The sequence below is a fragment of the Mucilaginibacter sp. OAE612 genome (assembly GCF_041806395.1).
GTDB classification, from domain to species: Bacteria; Bacteroidota; Bacteroidia; order Sphingobacteriales; family Sphingobacteriaceae; genus Mucilaginibacter; species Mucilaginibacter rubeus.
Genome location: NZ_JBGMUW010000001.1, coordinates 1,753,373 through 1,770,828 on the forward strand (window position 1 = coordinate 1,753,373; position 17,456 = coordinate 1,770,828).

Consider the following 17,456-nt stretch of genomic DNA (forward strand, 5'->3'; position numbering starts at 1 on the left):
AGGTTATAATAAACTGCAAGTTATTTATAGATACTTATGATCGTAAATATCGGTTCTCGGCTTTTTCTGAATCATGATTTGAGTTTAGGTTATTCATTTGTTTAGTATTTAGTGCTTCACATTTGTTTATCAATAAACAAACGATGGCCTTATTTGATAATTCGTATCATCGTTTGTGAATTAAATTTATGTATACTTCCGTTGTTAATTCAACCTATAAAAGGCCAAATTATACCTGTAGAAGGCGTTAATATACACTAATTGGGAATGGTAAAAATGGCTCTGCACGTTTTTGGGGCCAATATTTGCCAGGTTTTGTGAGTGGTAGTTAAGTTATTAAACTGTTATCCATCCAATGAAGTGTTATTTTAGTTAATTTTACTAATGGTGTAATTTATTTCAAAATAAGATAAATTTAGCGCATGGAGCTAATGCAAACGCATAAATTCATAAAATAATGGCGAATTATCATTTTTTTTGTCTTCCGGTTGGAGATCATCACGATAAAGTATTTTTCTAAACAGCTCAATCCGTCAAAAAGTTGGCCGTTTTAAAAGGTGAAAGAGGAGTGATATCCAGTAATATTCCAGATAGCTTTTTACACTTATTATTTTGAAATTCAGGATAACCAATAATTCTTATTTTTCTTGAATTACCTTTGGCGGTTATCATATCAACTTCAATATCAAAAGAGCTTCCGTATTTTAATGCGTCTTTTAAAGCTTTTTTACTAAGCCGCTCGCTTTTACCTTGTTTAAAAAGCTTCCATATCGTTTTTATATCAGGTACAAAGTACTCAGGTACTTCAAGGATGCTTTTTATAACGTTATCCCACTGCATAGTATGGGTAAGCAGATCCCGAGTCCAGGTACCTATTTTTGACAAGGTTGCAGCTCTTTTTAAAAGCTTCTCGGCCTGTTTGTTTTCTTTCTCTATGGCTTTAATTTTGGAGATATCTTCGGTATGGATAAATAGTCCGCCTGTTTCTCCCGAAGTTGTAAACCATGGGTGAATATTCCACTTTAACCAAACGCGGGTACCATCATTCTTTTTTAAGAGCAGGCCATCACATTGATATATATTACCTTTTAAGCAATGATTATGGAGCTTTTCGCATTTCTTTTTTGTAGCCGGTAAAACTTCATAAATACTTTTTCCAATAAAACCTGTGTTTTCAAGTTTATATTCGGCAATCCATCTTTTTGAAGCCGCAATAAATTGCATCTGGTTATCGAACATGGCAATAGCAATAGGGGCCTGTTCTATAAGCATTTTATTATGCGTATTATCTTCTTTTTGTGTTTCGATGAGCTCACTATCGGATGATTTTTCTTCTAAATATCTATGGTAGCATGCCGAAAAATTCGACGGATTGGAAAAATTAAGCATTACTGCCATTTGGTTTTTATTGCAGCGCTTTTCCCTGATATACCTGTCTGCAATTTCCATTTGCAGATACCGGTAATAGGAAAAAATAGTTCTGCCGAAACTTTGCTTAAAATCCCTTTTTAATTTTGACTCGGATACAAAATGTTTTTTTGAAAGTGCAGAGATACTCGGAAATCCGATAAACACATTCTCATTTAGTGTTTTTGCAACATTTTCAAGGAGCTGGTCATTTTGAGTTACAAACTCCGGTAGTTTTTCTACCCCTGTTTTATTATTATCGTGGGATTTATTATTTAGCGGGCTAATGTCTGCCATATGTGCATAAAATCCCTTTATTTCACCTTCAACATAGTTGGGATGATAAGTTACCCGCACATTTTTTGCTCTGCCTGAATACAAATGAATTACCTGGTCAAAAACCTGTATTTTACCGCCTAACACACCATTAATATAAGGAAGTTGTATTTCAAATAATGTTCCTAAAATTTCTGAAAGATGTGATTTATTGATCATGTGCTCCGGGGTTATCCCAAACCAATCGGCGGTAGCTTTATTGGCATAGCGGCAAATCAGGTTTTTATCCCAATAAGCCAGCATAGCCTCTGTATGCTCCGTCACGTTGAACGCTATCTCAAAAAAATCAGAATTCGGATCAAAGGACATTAGATTTCCTCTTTAAAAATAACAATCATCAGCTTTACCCATCGTGATGTAAATGGGATCTTAGGTTTTAATTAGCTTAAATCTGCAAATTATTATTGATAACCTATAAGATAAATCATATAAATTAAAAAAAAGCTCAATTTACCATTTGTTTATCAATCAATTTTATGTCGAGCTTTTCATATTGGGAGTTGTTGCTGATGTAATCAGGCAATATGGTTTTCATTTTCGATACCATCAAATCAACTTCATTATGCAGGTTAAGTTCCAAAAGGTCCTTTATTAAATTATTGATCTTAGCGTAACTAACCGGGATATTTTTGGAGATTTTGATGTCTTTGTTATAAGTAGGTATTACCTCTTCTTCCGCGTTTAACAACTCTTCATATAGTTTTTCGCCAGGCCGCAATCCGGTATAAACAATCTGGATATCTTTTCCCGGAACAAGACCAGCCATTTTTATCATATTCGCCGCCAGATCGGCGATTTTTACCGGCTCGCCCATGTCAAATAAAAATATTTCACCTCCTTTGCCCATTACGGCTGCCTCAAGTACCAGTTGTACAGCTTCGGGTATAGTCATAAAGTATCTTGTGATATCCGGATGGGTAACAGTGACGGGCCCACCTTTTTCAATTTGTGCTTTAAAGCGAGGGATCACGGAGCCGTTTGACCCAAGGACATTGCCAAAGCGGGTTGTTATAAACCTGGTTTGGTTGCCTTTTGACGGATCGGAGTTAAAAAAATGCTCTTCAAACAACAGGTTATTTAACGATTGAATATACATTTCGGCTATCCGTTTTGAGGCCCCCATGATGTTTGTTGGACGCACCGCTTTATCTGTTGAGATCATTACAAATTTTTCGACATTAAATTCTATTGAAATATCTGCCAGGATTTTTGTGCCCCATACGTTGGTTAAAATAGCTTCGGTTGGATTATTTTCCATCATCGGTACATGCTTGTAAGCTGCCGCATGAAATACTATTTGAGGCCTGTATAAATTAAATAGTGTTTTTATACGACCGGCATTTTGAATATCAGCAATAAAGATCCTGGTGCGGTTACCGTACAAACCATCTTCAATTTCCATTTGAATATCATGCAGCGGGGTTTCGGCCCTGTCACATAATACAACAAATTCGGGACTATACATTAACACTTGCCTTACCAGCTCAGAACCTATTGAACCGGCAGCACCCGTGATCAAAATCCTTTTACCTTTAATGTCATCTAAAATATGTTCATTGCAGATTTTTATGGGTTTTCGCTCCAACAGGTCTTCTATTTTTAAGTCTTTAAACTGATTTAGGTTTGGCTTGCCGTTGATCCACTGGTCTGATGACGGCACAATAATTACTTTTATGCCAAGTTCAATGCATTTTTCAACCGCTTTTCGTTTTCCATCGATTTTTATATCCTCGGATGTTATCAGCATTGACTTTATATCGTAGCGTTTTTTTAGCATATCAATTGATTTGATAGGATAAACTTGCTTTTGCTCAATGCATTTTGATATTCTGTCAACCCCGGTGTCGATAAAGCCCTGAACATTGAGTATAAATCCTTTTTGCGCTTCAAGGGCATTTTTAATTAGTATGGAAGGTTCGTTGGAGCCGTAGATCAGTACATTTTCTTTTTCAACTTTATAGCTTGTTGCCTCAATGTATTTAAAAACATCCTTGATAATAATACGCATACACATAAGCATAGACGAAGTGATAAAGAAATTGATCAGCAGCACGTCCATCAATCCGCTGACATCTATTTTAAGATAGAAAGCGAAGAACAAATGATAAAACAGCAGAAAAGTAACGTTACTTGCCAGTACGGTTATTAAAATCCGCATCATATCGCGTGTGTTGGAATACCTGATAATACAGGTATGTATTTTCATTATCATAAAAACCAACACCGCATTGCTGCAATAAAAGAGCATATAATAAAGACTGATGGGATCAAACTGAAGCCGGTTTTTAAAATATAGTGATGTCCATAATGATAACAAAACTACCATCAGGTCAATTACCAGGATTAGCCATCTTGAATGGAACTTATCCTGGAACAACAAATTTTTGAGGTATATCATAACTGGTTTATTTAGGTATTATCTTAAGCGTATCTGTATAGTGGAAAAAAGTCTACTTCGGCATTTTCTTCAATGCCCTTATCCTGCAAAAGCTTTTGGTATATTTCGGGATTGGCAATATATCTCCATGTTTTAAAGTCAAGATGGAGGTCGGAGAAGGCACATTTCCAGTCAAAGAGCTTGTCGTTTTTAAATCCAAGGCCACCACCCAGGTTGTAATATTTCATTCCTTTTTCTCTGCCTATCTGCGTTATGCAATCGGCCAGAAATTTGGTTGGACTATGATGTAAATATTCTGCGCGGGCACCTACTAAATGGGCTTGAATAATGCCATTTGTAAAGGTTATTATAGTGCTTGCAATTGCAATGTCGTTGTAGTAAACAGTTAGCAAACGGGCTTCATATTCAGATGTGTTTAATATTTCTGAAAAGTATTTTTCGTTAAACAGGTAGTAGCTGCTGGCGCCAACGCGTTTCATGTTTTCGGTATAAATTTCGACAAAGGTGTTTATGCCGTCAGCATTTGTTTCGTCCTTTACTTTAAACCCCCTTTTCCATGCATGCTTAATAGCATCCATGGTTGATTGCCTGTATTTTTTGCGCTGTTCATCAATAGGCACTGAAAGGTCAAATACTACCGTTTTTCCGTTTTCGTGAACACCTCCAAATTTATCCAGTAATTTTTGCTGCTTATAAAAAGGATGAAGTCTTACAAAAACAGATACGTACTTTTCCTTTATAAGGAAATTGTTGAAAGCGCTTTTAAAATTTTCCATCAGCTCCTCATCTATCTCATCAATTCTTTTGTTTGAAAACGGGCCCGAAAAACCATATACGCAGGTTAGGTCGCTATAATCAGAACCCGGAATTTTTCGCTGCAGCAGGGGGAAGCCGATATAGGTATCTGACTCCTCATAAATAAATAGAACAGGATCTCCCGCTGTTTCAAGGGAGTGATAATGCCATGTATGATAAAAATCATATTCGGCCGAATTACCGACGTAAGAAATCCATTCCTCTTTATTGAGCAGGGTAAAGATCTTAATCATTGAATTAAAGTTTAGGAGATAGTAAATTATGATTGTTGATTTTGAAGGCAAACAAATTTACTTTTGGTAATACTCATTGTAATCAAATCATTTACCTTACCTGTAATTTCAAATCCGGCCTTTTCATAAACAGTGATTGCCGCGATATTTGCAGGGTGTACCTTTAAATAAATCTCATCCAGTTCCTTTATTAAAAAGCCATATCGTATCATCTGCACTGTTGCCTGGTAACCAATTCCTTTACCCCAGTAAAGTTTGTTACCAATAAACAGGTGCAGTTCTGCGTCATGATCAGTAATATCGAGCAGTTGTATATTCCCTATATATGTATTAAGTTCTTTAACACAAATTGCAAATCTAAGCTGATCGGGCTTGGCCAGCTTTTCACGTAACCAGGCTGTTTCTATTTCCGAACTAATATAATGAGTGGGTTTGTAGCCTGTATATACCCATATCAATGGGTCGTTACGCCATGCGTAAGATACGGACGCATCTTCTATTACAAGGGGGCGTATGTAAACTGAAATGGTCATAAAAAAAGTCTTAGCGTATTTAACATATAAAACATATCCTGAAGGTCATACCGTTGATCAATTGGTAATGGCACTAAGCACCGGGCCAGGTAATTTTCGTTGGTGTTTTTCTTAGTCCACTTAAATACATTAGGCCAGTAGGTAGCAACATATATTTTTTTCTGGATCAGATGTACTTTTAAGTGCCGGTCATTAGTTAAAAAAGGGTATACCAACGGTACTGTGTGCTCATCAGCGGCATCAAACTTGAGCAGGTTAAATTCAGCAAGGTGCTTATGCAAAAAATTAAAGTTTCGTTGCCTTGCAAATACACATTCGTTGTAATTGATGCTTGTAAGTATCTTTCGGGTCAATAACGACATGGACCTGATCTCGTTGTTTTCCAGATCCTTGCTGTTGTTTATATAGTCAGAATACCCGGCTTCTATACCTGCGTCTATACTTTTTATAAGGTGCGAAAATCGGTTTACTGAGCTATCTATGGGCAACTTTTTAGTAAGTTTTCTTTTAATGCTTAAGTATGCGCCGTCTGGAACGCCAAAAAACTTACGGCACGAGTAAAATGTATCAATGCCGGCAAGGGGCTCTGAAAAAAAGGCTTGCGAATTATCAATTATAAGATTTTTGATTTTGCCGCTAAGCTCTAATGCTTTTGTTTGTTTTATGCCAAAGTAATTGGTATATAAAAAACAGGCGTCAGGCTCGATCTCAAAATCGATGATGGGATCTAACTGCCGGTCAACATGATAAAACTGGTATTGAATACCTGTTCGTGCAATTGGTTCAAGCAGTACATCGCAGGTGAAATAAGGAATATAAATTTTATGATATTTTTTTTGTATCAATATGTATTCTAACGCATTACGTCCTGTGTTTAACCTAACCAAATCGGGATAGTATTCATTCCCTTTGGGCAGTTCCAGCTCCAAATACCCGCCTATCGGTTTTAACGCGGCTTTATTTTTTTGCATGACTGTAAATTGAGTGTGAAAAATAAAGTTGTTATCCCTGGTCGCTTTTATACATTCTTAAATGAATGGGTTGATAATATTCTTCCAGGCTTTCCGGGATACGTGAATTGTAACCCAATACCTGCCGCTGATCAGAGCTAAGCTTATCAATAAAGTCGTAACCTAATACCCTTGGGTAGTCCATTTGTGGTTTAATAAAAGGGCGGGTGAATCCCAGTGTTAATGCCCGGCGTTGCTTAATTGTTTTGTTTTCTCCGGCAGCATGCCATATGTTGGAGTCGAAAAGGATGATGCTTCCTTTTGGTGTTACAGCCCTTTCGGCGGTTTCGTAGAAATAATTTTCGTTAGGTTTGATATCTGTTTTATGTGAGCCCGACAGAAAATAGGTAGCACCGTTTTCTGCGGTAAAATCATCAAGGGTAACTATCATTTGCACTAATAATTTCGTATCGCCTAAAAATGTGCGCACATCACGGTGCATGTTACTTACATAAGGATGTTGCTGCTGGGTGTGTATTACAGCATTAAAACCATTCAGTATATAATTACCACTCAAAAAATAAGCTATTTCATCGGCACAATACATTTTTTCAATAAACGGCAAGCTGAAATTGTCCTTTTCAACAAGGTGATGAAGTGTGCCGGCCATGTTAGAGCTTATCCCATTTTTTTCCTGAATGGCTCGTCGTTTTACGTACGCTTCCTTTAAATCCTCATTAATAACTGCAACAAAATCGCTGTCTAATGCATTCTCAAAAATAACCCATCCGTAATCACGCATCGCAACGCGGAAATCTTCAAAATGCCTGTCTCCGTAGTTAAGTCTATTTCTCATGAATTTGTATTGTTGATTTTCGGCTAATTAATTCAGGTCCATAATCTGCATCATCATAGCATTTACTTTATGCACATCAAATTTTTCCTTTGCCAAGGCCAGTCCGTTAAGCCCGAAACTGCTGATAGCTTCCTTGTTGGTTATGAAATACTCCATCTTGTGCACAAGTTCGGCTGTGTTTTTTACGGGTATTAAAAATCCATTGCTGTTGGGTGACGCATCAACAGTTTCCCTGCAACCAACAGAATCGCAGGTTATAATGGCACGCGCCATAGCCATGGCTTCAAGTAAACACCGTGGAATTCCTTCCCGATAGTATGAAGGCAGTACCACAACAGACGAACTGCTTATATATGGTCTTACATCATCAACGGCACCCAGGTAGTTAATTACACTCCGGTGCTTTATCTCCGAAAATAAGTCGGGGTGAATGGCGTCAACATTATCATCATAGGATCCGATTAGCTTGAACGTTACCTGCGGATGCTTTAGGAATACAATTTGCGCTGCTTCAAAATATTCGCGGATCCCTTTGGCATTGATTAGCCTGGATACCATGATAAAGCTTATGTTATTAATGTCCGGCCGGGTAGGGGTATAGTAGCTCAAGTCTACTCCCGATCCGTTAACTACTGCGGTTTGATGTTTTGCTGATATTATTTTAGAATCAAGCAGAGTTTGTACATCATCTTTATTTTGAAATATGACAGACAACCCCTGCCTGTTTTTAAGGCTGAACCTAAGCAGGAAGCGGGTAATTTTGCTTGTTAAAGATGTGTTACCGCTAACAAAGTTATAACCAAGGCCCGAAAGCATTGGGGTTATTTTTCGCACGCCGCCCAGTTTGGCTGCAAGTGTTCCATATATAACCGGTTTAAGGGTGTATGGAAAAAAAACATCCGGCTTTAGCTGTTTGATGAGCCGGTAAAGTTTCAACGCATATTTCAGATCAGATAAGATCGATACATTACTTCCGTTTAGATTGTTTTCAAATAAAACGATGTTTAACAAAGCCAGTTTTGCGCGTTGCTCGGGCGGTATCGCAGGGATAAAAGCATAAACAGTATGTTCTCTCCGCATCAGCTCAACTAATTTACCTCTAAAATCAATCAACGATTTGGCCGAATCGCAGGCGATCAGCACTTTTTTGCTTGCCATGATGGTATAATAAGCAATAGGTTATGAGCGAGGATTTAATTGGGGATGTAATGCTGGTCAAAGACAATGCACTGTTATCGGGGATGTATTTTAGTGAACAAGGACTGGCTCAGGGCTGGTGCTTTTAATATGGTAATATTTTTTATACCATGCAATAAATCGCTCAACCCCTGTATGGACAGAAACCTGGGGCTTGTAGTTCAGCATTTCATCTAAATTTGAAACATCAGCACAGGTTTCGGCAACGTCGCCATCCTGCATCGGCATTAGTGTTTTGATTGCTTTTTTGTTCACCTGTGCCTCAATTTCGCTTACAAAATCAAGCAGGTTAACCGGTGCTCCTCTGCCAATGTTAAACACCCTGAAAGGTGCAGATGATGTAGCCGGATCGGGATCTTTGGCATCCCACAGAAAATTGATCTCAGCCGGTTGATCAATAACATGTGTAATGCCTTCAACAATGTCATCTACGTAGGTAAAATCGCGAAGCATATTGCCGTTGTTAAAAACTTCAATAGGCCTGCCCTCCAGAATTGCTTTGGTAAAAATAAATAAAGCCATGTCCGGCCGGCCCCACGGCCCGTAAACTGTAAAAAAACGTAACCCCGTAGTTCGCAGATTAAATAAATGGCTGTAGGTATGGGCCATCATTTCATTGGCTTTTTTTGATGCTGCGTATAATGAAACCGGATGGTCGGCAATATTATGCTCGCTGAAGGGCATTTTTTTGTTTAAACCATAAACGCTTGATGAACTGGCGTAAACAAGGTGATTAATCTTGAAATGCCTGCAGCATTCCAGGATGTTTAAAAATCCTTTTACGTTTGTGTCAATATAAACATCAGGATTAGTAAGACTGTAGCGTACACCGGCCTGTGCGGCCAAGTTACAAACGGCATCAAACTGATAGTTTTGGAATTGCTGCTGCAGATTTTCTTTATCCGTTATATCCAGTTTTATAAACGTATAGTTTGGATGTTTTGTGCTGCAAACAGGTTTGTTATAAACCATTCCTGATACTTTTATGCCGGCATCCAGCAATCGGGCGTGCTTTAGCTTTACATCGTAGTAATCGTTAATATTATCAATGCCTACAACGGTGTCACCGCGTTTAAGTAATTTTTGGGTTAAATGATAGCCGATAAATCCCGCAGTGCCGGTAATTAAAATTTTCATAAATAAGTGAAATTAGGTTTAAATGAAAGCCTTAGAGAAAGGCGTTGATTATTGGTTGATTATAAGCGCGAACGCTTAACTAATTGTAAATGCCTGTATGAAAAAGAATCAGGAATGGTAACGAAAAAGGAGGTAGATGTACTTGTTGCAGAATACTTTTGAGTAAGGAGTTTATCAAATTGCGCGCGTTTGAGTGTGATTTGATAAATCTTACTTCATGGTATAAGTGTATTTTCTCCCGTTTGTAAGTGGATTACTATTGTCCGACGTTGAGAAATACAATGTGTTGCCCCAATGGCTAAATTGTCCCAGTCCAAAACTGCGGATATCATGGTGGGTAGAGTGGGCCGGCCCCAGTTCAACGCCATTTTCAAACAGCCTGAGCTTTGAAACAGTTGGAGAGGTGTTTGAATCCCCAATTTCAGGTAAATCATAGCCAATTTTGTAACAAAAGCCGCTATCTACTCTCAACCCTATCAAGCTTATCGATTTGATAGATTCGTCCTGTGGTGTTGTAACCGGAGGAGTAGTTGTAGGCGGTGTTGGAGTTGGTGTTGGCTGGTCGGCTTTTTTACAGCCGTTAATAGCAGATAGCATGGCTACAATTGTTATTATAGGCAACACAACATTTCGGGTGGATTTAATAATTGTTTTCATAAAAATTTTATTTTAGTTAGTTAAAGTTGTTGCGCTACTATGTATAAGTCAGGGGCTGTTTATACCAGTGCATTCAGTATCGACTTGATGAATATTTCGGGGGTGCGGTCTTCTACGTATTGCATTATAAGGTCTTTATGATTGCTATTAGTGCTGAGGGCGGTGTTTACCGTTGTTGTTAACGAGTTTACATTATCGGCTTCAGCCAGGTAAATGCCCGGGATCTCATCGATACCTCCCGCGCAATTGGTGCTGATTACAACAGGGTTCAGGATCATCATTTGCAACAATACGTTCGGAAAGCCCTCTTTTATTGATGATATAACGCAGGCTTTTGCATGCTTAAAATAAGGCATTGGGTTTGCGACCCATCCTTTTAATACTACCCGGCCTTCCAATTTTAATTCACTGATCAGTTTCTGAAGCGAAGCTTGCTCCGGGCCTTCGCCAAATATCAGGAGCTGCAAATGGGGCTGGGAAGCTTTAATTTCATCAAAAGCCATAATTAGTATATCAAAACCCTTTTCAGGAATCAGCCGCCCGGCTGCGCAAATAAATTCAGCAGTGGCATCGGCAGCGGGCAGTGCTTCTTCGGCCTTTATTAGGTTTTGTTCAATATCGATCGGGTTTTTCTGAATGATAACCCTTCGCTTGTCGATGTATGGGAGATGCTGTACAAAGCTATCCCGCATGCTGTTGGTTTGGCATACAACCAAATTTACCCCGGGGTAGCCAAGCCAATATGCTATCTGGTAACTCAATTTTTTTAAACCGCTGTACCGGGTTAAAACAGAAGAGCATTCCCTTACTATGAGTTTTGATTTTAAATATCCAATGCGCTTTAAAAAACCCAGGAAAGCATTTAAGTAAGGATGTGTACTAAAAATAATATGATCTGTGCGGTAAGGGCTTAAGCTTTTTATTAACCTTGAAAAGCCACTTAATATGCTTCCGTTGCTCACATATTCCACTTGTTGATCGATGGGAATATTTAACCCGCCGCTTTCAACTTTCTTTAAAAATAGCAGAGAAGCGTTACTCGCACGGGCGGCTTGTAGCAGTATGTTCTCGGCGCCGTTTGCCTTGTTGGTAATTGAAACAAAAAGTAATTTAGGCTTCATCTTGGGCATTAGTTAGCGTTATTAAGGGTCTTCAGTTTCCTGATCACTTTTTTAAAGGGGCCCATTGCACTCAATACTTTGCGTTTTCCGTCAACAATCAACAATCCATCTTCAAAATTTATAGTATGCAACCCTTCGTCATAAGGTGCCTGGGGAAGTAGTTCAAAAGCAGTATGGTATTGAAAATCTGTTTCGGTTATAGTGGTTATTTCATTGATCATTACCGAGCCTCCATAACACCTTTTAGGGTTTTGGCTGGGCATATAAAGTTTTTGCCCAACTACAAATAGCCTCCCTGCCGACCGGCTCACGTTTGACGCCACATTTATCGGGTTTTGTTTATGTGCCTTAAATGGAGCGTCGAGTGTGTCGGCATAAAATAAGTACAGTACACCCTGTTCACCCGAAACACTTGTAAAGAGCCAATATTTGTTGTTATAATGGATAATGGAACTGTCAACAAATGCCTGGCCTTCCAGCAATACCCTGATCTTTTCAAACTTATAAGGGTTGTTCATATCAATTTGATAAAGAGCCACCTGTTTAGCTCTGCCTGTTTCCGGAATACAGTATAGCCGGTTACTATCAGTGAACATGTGAGGATAAGAGAGGTGTATTTCGTCTTCCATGATGCCATTTACTTTTTTCTTATTTTTGAAATGCATGTTATCCGTCATCATGATTTCGCCTTTTCCCTTCCAGAAATTAAGCTCTTCATAATAGAGATGTAAACGGCCGTTGATATTTGCAGTAAAAGGATCGGCCGTATAATCCGCCTTATCTTCTGATAACCAATTGATTTTTCCGTTTAGCTGTTGAGTGTGGATAAGGTTTTCTGGAGATTGTGATATATAACCTATATTCCATTTGTCATAACTAAACACTCTGTGAATAAATGAAATGAATGAGGAGATAAGGTCTTTCATAATCGAAATGTTTTTTTTAAAAATGACAGGAGCGTTAGTGATATAGGCAGATAATCGGTTTCCTGCAGCAGGCTTCCACCAAAACTATCTTTGAATTTGTTGATCTTTAAAAGTTCGGCATCCGATGTATTGTAAGCATAGCCGCCCAAATCATATATTTTAAACCCAAGCTGTTTAAAAAAGCGGATATCTTCAAAATGCAGCAAGCGGTTTGCCCGGCCTGTGACAGCTCTTAACTGGCTGTCATTTTCATTTCTGAACAGGGAAGCCGAATGCAATAATCTTACTCTTTGCGATGAATGATCGCGGATGTAAGCGTGCATAACAATATCCTGGTCCTGGTAAACCGCTTTGGAGATAAACAGGTGCGGTTTGTATTTATAAAATTCTTTATTGATTTTTTTTAGGCCCTTGGTAACTGCAAATGCATTGTAAAAGTCAATAAAGGGTTTAATGCCGGTACCCATCACGGTTGATACGCCATCTTTAAGGGCCCTGCGTATTTCGTATGTTGTGTTTTTGTCAAAATTGGCTTCAATAGCAGGTACAGGTACGGTTATATCAATTATTTTTGTAAAAAAATCCTCTTTACGATATCCCGGAACAGTTTCGCTGCTTTTACTTTGTTTATAGTATTTTAACAGGCAACCCCATAAATTGGGCTTAGCGGCAAACCACACAACTGTGTATGGTACTATACGCATAGCCCTGTTGTTAATCTGGATCATAAGGTTAGAATGTTTTAAGCTACCTGGTATGTTGAAATTGCTTTTGAACGCTGATCTTTAAGCCATTGTGTATACACAAGCAGTTTCCAGATCTGGGTTGCCCTGTTCCATTTGCCGCTCATGTGATCGTTTATCATAGCAAATGATTTTTGTACATTAATACCGGGGATGTTCTTTAGCTCGCTGATTGAAAGATGATCCATCACGTGATCTCTCAGTTCGTTTTTAAACCAATGGCTTAGCGGCATTGTAAAGCCGGATTTTGGCCTGTCAAACAGTTGCGCCGGCGCATATTGGTATAGTATATCTTTCAAAATCCTTTTTTGAATGCCGTATTTAAATTTATAGCTGTCGGGCAAGGTTTGCGCAAATGCAATTACCCGGTAATCCATAAGCGGCGCCCTTGCTTCTAACGAAAAGGCCATTGTGCCCCTGTCAACCTTAGTATTTATATCACCGTTTAAATAGGTCTTGGTATCAAATGCCGACAGCTTTTGAAGCATGCTTGTTGATTTTGACGACCAGATGTCCATGAAGGGAACCTGCAGGCCAATGTTAGGATTTTCGAGCCAGGAGTATTCCAGGCCGCCCAGCATAAGCCCGTAAAGTGATTTAACCTCGGGATTGCAGATCCCCATTGCAATTAGCTTATGACGATAGTTAGGAGAGATGCTAATTACATCGGCTATTTTTTTACGCAGCGCCAGCGGACATTTAAACAGCTGGTTAACCATATTAAACCATTTGTAACGGCTGTATCCTAAAAAGCTTTCGTCGCCGCCATCACCGCTTAAAACCACGGTAACGTGTTTTTTGGTGTGTTTACTTAACAGCAGGGATGGGATGGCGCTTGAATCGGCAAAAGGCTCATCATAATAGCGGCCGAAACTCTCAATTAGTTCAAGGCCCTCTTCTTTATTACATTCAATTGTATGGTGATCTGTTTTTAAATGATCGGCAATTTTTTGTGCAAAAACGCTTTCATCAAAACCTTTTTCTCTGAATTTTATGCAAAAGGTTTTTACATTATCATAGTTTTTTGAAGCTATAGCCGCAACAAGTGATGAGTCGATACCGCCTGAAAGGTATACTCCAAGGGGCACATCGGCATGCATGCGTATATCAACAGCGTTGGTAATCAGCCGGGTTAAATCGGCTTGTGCTTGCTGATATGCTCCTTCATAGCGTTCGGCATGGTTTAAGTCCAGTTCCCAGTATTTTCTTTTTCTGAAACTGCCGGTGTTGCAATCAAAACAAAATGAATGCCCGGCCTCAAGCTTTTGGATTTCGTTCCAGGCCGATTTGGGTTCGGGAACGTATCCCCATACAAAATATTCGTTAATAGCCTGTTCATTGATAGTTACATTCCGGCCTATACATATTTGCGATGGCTGGCTGGCAAATTCAAAATCTAAACCATTTTGGGTATAATAAAACGGCTTTTTGCCAAGCCTGTCGCGGGCGCCAAAAAGCTGGAGCGTACGGGTGTCAAAAATTACAAAGGCAAACATCCCGTTGAAATGGTTGACACAGTTTTCGCCGTATTCAAGATAGGCGGCTGTAATAACCTCTGTATCGGAATCGGTCAGGAATCTGTAACCCAGGGCTGTGAGCTTTACCTTTAAGGTTTTATAGTTGTAGATTTCGCCATTAAATACAACTTTAAGGTGATTGTAAGTTAAGGGCTGATCTGACCGGTGGTCCAGATCAACAATAGCCAGCCGGTTATGGCCCAGGGTAACCGGACCATTGTGTTCAAAGCCAGAATAATCGGGCCCCCTGAAATCGGCCCTTGCCAGTTTTTGAAATATGATGTTATCGTCATATCTCACTGTTGATCCGTAAATGCCGCACATAAAAAAACGCTAAGGGGTTAATAGTTTTGTTTAATTAGCAAGCAGGGTTTCATATTCCATGCCTATTTTCTCGAGACTAAAGCGATCAACGATATCGGCTTTGATATTAGGATGCTGCCAGGTTTGATTGCATGCCCTGATAATTTGATGGCGTAGTGTGCAAAGATCATTTTGTTCGGCTATAAAACCGTTAAAGCCTTCCCTTATCAGTTCGTTAACACCACCAACTCTGAATGTAACTACCGGAACGCCTACCGACAGTGCTTCGAGCACTACATTAGGGAAGCCTTCGGTAAATGAGCTTAAAACCAGTAAGTCATGCTTAGAAATAACATCGGCAACATTTTTAATTTCACCGATGAACTTCACGCGTTCGTTGAGGCCGATATTTTGTACCTCTGCTTTTAAGGTATCCATCAGCGGGCCCTTGCCGGCTATAGTTAGAACATAGTTTTGAGGCAGTGCTTTCATAACCTCAAGCAAGCGAAATAATCCTTTCTCTTTGATGAGCCGGTTAACTGCAATAAGCCTCTTTAGTCCCGAAATTTGGTTTTGAGGTTTTATTGCATTCGTTATAATAACCGGGTTATGAATAACAATAAGCTTGTTTAGGTTGATGTTATAAAACCGGGCAATGGATTGCTTCATTTCTTCCGACTGGCAAACTATTGAGTTAAAGCGTACAAACAAAAACCTGGAAAAGTAATTGTAAAAACGGGATTTAAACCCATAAAACTGTGCCATTTGCTGCGGATTGTTAGATGCCCTGGCTATTAAATTAGGCACTTTAACAAACATTGAAACAAAGGCTACCAGGATATTAATATGATCGGTAGTTGAAAAAACAGCGTATGGTTTTTCATCTTTCAGCAGTTTGCGAAGTTTAAAAAATGAGCGTGAAGCCTTTATTGTTTTCAGGTTTAAAAATCTGATACCTGCTATTTCTGTTGAGAAACTGCACTCGTCTCCATTAAGCAATACTACAACTACCTCATAATCGGGTTTGTTGAAATATTGCGATAACAGCCAGTAAACACGCTCAGAACCACCTGTGCCAAGCGAGCCAAGAACAAGGAAAATCTTTTTTCTCATTATAAATAAAAATCTGGATCAAGTTTTAAGCGACAGCTAATTCTTCCTGCACTGGTTCGGTTTGTTTTACAGGGTCTTTCAACCTGTTGTAGTGTAATACGGCGAAATAAATAAATATAGTAGGGCCGTCCACGCTCATCAGCCACCCGTTATGTGACAGCGCGTTTAATGAAATTGCTATAAAAGTGAAAAATATAGCTACATAAATTGCACTCCCTTTATGCTTTACGTTTTTTATAGTTTGCCAAAACAGTCGGACAGTTTTGTAATATATGGCCCATAGCAACCCCAGCCCCAAAAACGGGCCAAGCAGGGTAATAAACATCAGGTAGGCATTGTGCGATGATAATCCGAAAGTGAACAAGGGGTTCCGGTAAGTTACGTCGTTCCAGGTTTTACCATAAAATATAAGTCCGAAAGGATAGTCAGCAAATATTTTAAGGTTTTCGGCAGCCATGTCGGCCCTGTTAAAATCATTTGCCTCTTTAGCCTGATTTTTTGACAGGATGTTGTTTTTGTCATCAGTGTTATCTTTTAATACATAAGTGTACAACCCAAAACATATGATCACTGTAGCTGCAACCAGGAAAACGGCTCTATAGCGATAGTAAATAAACAGGAAGAGCGTTACACCGGCTCCAAAGCTTATAAATGCCGACCTGTTCATGCCAAGGTAAATGCAAACAATGCAGGCCGCTAAAACCAATGCTCTTACTATAAGATATTGCCCGGTAGTGCATGATGCAATAAAGGCAAACGTGGTAATGGCTACAACCTGGTACCCGAAGTTGAATTGCGTTACTGCCAGGCCAGCTGGACTTTGTTTAACCGGCTCGCCCAATAGCATGCTCCTGATCGGATCAATGATGCCTGCCATGCTGTGATCAAGTACCATAATGATCATAGAGCACATGAGCAGAAAGAAAAACATTAATATTGAAGCGTAATAGCGCGATTTATTTGCACCAACAAAATAGTTGAAGTATAACGAACATGGTATTATAGTAAGGAGAATGGCAAAAAAGGTAATATAATTGTTCATCCCTACTACCTGATATAAAAAAACGCCGATTAAAAAAATTATTAACTCCTTGGTATAGCCGAAATCCAGCAAAGGTTTTTGCACAAAGAATAGCAGCATGCAAAAAATTACAGGCGCAGGAATCCTCAAAGTATCTGTCATGAAAATGTTAAAAGCAAGTGTGTACAGATA

General features: G+C 39.1%; 15 protein-coding genes. All 15 read right to left on the reverse strand.

The window, feature by feature from the left end; genetic code table 11:
• Positions 1-525: 525 nt before the first annotated feature.
• Positions 526-2,052: a PAS domain-containing protein gene (locus tag ABID99_RS07470; RefSeq protein ID WP_090526768.1), complete on the reverse strand. Its 1,527-nt coding sequence runs from the start codon at positions 2,050-2,052 to the stop codon at positions 526-528.
• Positions 2,053-2,188: 136 nt separating this feature from the next.
• Positions 2,189-4,141: a nucleoside-diphosphate sugar epimerase/dehydratase gene (locus ABID99_RS07475; RefSeq protein ID WP_176627553.1), complete on the reverse strand. Its 1,953-nt coding sequence runs from the start codon at positions 4,139-4,141 to the stop codon at positions 2,189-2,191.
• A gap of 23 nt (positions 4,142-4,164) precedes the next feature.
• Entirely contained in the window at positions 4,165-5,190 is a 1,026-nt protein-coding gene (locus ABID99_RS07480; protein ID WP_090526772.1) for a GNAT family N-acetyltransferase, read from the reverse strand.
• A gap of 26 nt (positions 5,191-5,216) precedes the next feature.
• Positions 5,217-5,723: a GNAT family N-acetyltransferase gene (locus tag ABID99_RS07485; RefSeq protein WP_090526775.1), complete on the reverse strand. Its 507-nt coding sequence runs from the start codon at positions 5,721-5,723 to the stop codon at positions 5,217-5,219.
• Positions 5,720-6,694 carry a hypothetical protein gene (locus ABID99_RS07490; protein ID WP_090526777.1) on the reverse strand — a complete coding sequence of 325 codons (975 nt, stop codon included), beginning with the start codon at positions 6,692-6,694 and terminating at the stop codon, positions 5,720-5,722. Before ABID99_RS07490 ends, ABID99_RS07485 begins: the two co-directional genes overlap by 4 nt.
• A gap of 31 nt (positions 6,695-6,725) precedes the next feature.
• On the reverse strand, positions 6,726-7,529 hold the full coding sequence (locus tag ABID99_RS07495) for a phytanoyl-CoA dioxygenase family protein (RefSeq protein ID WP_090526781.1): 804 nt from the start codon (positions 7,527-7,529) through the stop codon (positions 6,726-6,728).
• A gap of 27 nt (positions 7,530-7,556) precedes the next feature.
• A complete protein-coding gene (locus ABID99_RS07500) occupies positions 7,557-8,687 on the reverse strand; it encodes a glycosyltransferase family 4 protein (RefSeq protein WP_176627552.1) in 1,131 nt (376 codons plus the stop codon).
• A 90-nt stretch (positions 8,688-8,777) separates the two neighbouring features.
• Positions 8,778-9,863, reverse strand: a complete 1,086-nt coding sequence (locus ABID99_RS07505; protein WP_373613334.1) for an NAD-dependent epimerase — start codon at positions 9,861-9,863, stop codon at positions 8,778-8,780.
• 210 nt (positions 9,864-10,073) lie between these two features.
• Positions 10,074-10,520: a hypothetical protein gene (locus tag ABID99_RS07510; RefSeq protein ID WP_090526788.1), complete on the reverse strand. Its 447-nt coding sequence runs from the start codon at positions 10,518-10,520 to the stop codon at positions 10,074-10,076.
• Positions 10,521-10,579: 59 nt separating this feature from the next.
• Positions 10,580-11,641, reverse strand: a complete 1,062-nt coding sequence (locus ABID99_RS07515; RefSeq protein ID WP_354483909.1) for a glycosyltransferase — start codon at positions 11,639-11,641, stop codon at positions 10,580-10,582.
• Between the two features lie 8 nt (positions 11,642-11,649).
• Positions 11,650-12,567, reverse strand: coding sequence for a hypothetical protein (locus ABID99_RS07520; protein WP_090526792.1), 918 nt, complete (start codon positions 12,565-12,567; stop codon positions 11,650-11,652).
• On the reverse strand, positions 12,564-13,295 hold the full coding sequence (locus ABID99_RS07525) for a hypothetical protein (RefSeq protein WP_090526794.1): 732 nt from the start codon (positions 13,293-13,295) through the stop codon (positions 12,564-12,566). The genes ABID99_RS07520 and ABID99_RS07525 overlap by 4 nt, the downstream gene beginning before the upstream one ends.
• Before the next feature lie 14 nt (positions 13,296-13,309).
• Positions 13,310-15,151: an asparagine synthase (glutamine-hydrolyzing) gene (asnB, locus tag ABID99_RS07530; RefSeq protein ID WP_373613335.1), complete on the reverse strand. Its 1,842-nt coding sequence runs from the start codon at positions 15,149-15,151 to the stop codon at positions 13,310-13,312.
• A 30-nt stretch (positions 15,152-15,181) separates the two neighbouring features.
• Positions 15,182-16,243, reverse strand: a complete 1,062-nt coding sequence (locus tag ABID99_RS07535) for a glycosyltransferase (RefSeq protein ID WP_090526798.1) — start codon at positions 16,241-16,243, stop codon at positions 15,182-15,184.
• Between the two features lie 25 nt (positions 16,244-16,268).
• Positions 16,269-17,426, reverse strand: coding sequence for an O-antigen ligase family protein (locus tag ABID99_RS07540; RefSeq protein ID WP_373613336.1), 1,158 nt, complete (start codon positions 17,424-17,426; stop codon positions 16,269-16,271).
• Positions 17,427-17,456 lie beyond the last annotated feature (30 nt).